This is a genomic window from Thiolapillus sp. (genome assembly GCF_048562965.1).
GTDB classification, from domain to species: Bacteria; Pseudomonadota; Gammaproteobacteria; order Chromatiales; family Chromatiaceae; genus Thiolapillus; species Thiolapillus brandeum_A.
Window position 1 is genome coordinate 1 of the sequence record NZ_JBHNMF010001236.1, and the last position, 763, is coordinate 763.

1 protein-coding gene is annotated in these 763 nt (G+C 58.5%); it reads right to left on the reverse strand.

Translation table 11 applies throughout. From position 1 onward, the window contains the following. Positions 1–58 precede the first annotated feature (58 nt). Positions 59–763, reverse strand: a complete 705-nt coding sequence (locus tag ACOCD2_RS23520; RefSeq protein WP_294059496.1) for a DNA cytosine methyltransferase — start codon at positions 761–763, stop codon at positions 59–61.

The window sequence follows — 763 nt, forward strand, 5'->3', positions numbered from 1 at the left end:
GACGTTTCCCAAATTCATCCCCTTTTCGATTCATGCAGCCGTGCCCGAACGACTGCGGCTATCCGCTCGGCATCAATCGGCTGTCGACCTCGCTCAAATGTCGCAGGATACTTCGCCCGATGGCACGTCCCAACCTCACGGGTACGGCATTACCTATCATTCTCCCTATGGGACTGAACTGAACGGATCGACGTGGTTCGACGAACGCATAACTTCGGGGAAAACTCTGCAGGATGGCCGCCTCCCTCAAGGTGATCGCCCTATCCTGTTCCGGATGCCCGAATCGACCATTGCCATACCCATAACACTGCGTGGTCATGGTCGGTGCCGGTTCCTCCCATTTCATCCGACCATAGACGCTCGGATAGGTGCGCCCTGTATCCTCCTTGTGACAGTCGGCCACGAGATGTCTGGGCCAGTCCCGCCATGTACCCCCTGGTCTCGACGCCCTGATTCGTTCGAGATTCTTGTCCGTCAAGGAAGATGCGACATGCAACCTGTCCCTCGGCGTCCTTTCCCCGGCCGCCACGGGCGGCAGTCGACGGATGGCCTGTTCGACCGTCCTCGGTTTGGAGTGGGTGGGCTCGATCATCCGTATCGGGCCATGCAGTGATGCGAGCAAGACCATCCTTCTCCTTCGTTGGGGTACACCGTACTGAGCACACTGCACCACATCGGACCACACTTGGTAGCCCAATCCCTCGAGTTCACTGGCGAAATCCTTGAACACCCCATGCCGCTCCACCGTGGGAACGTTCTCCAT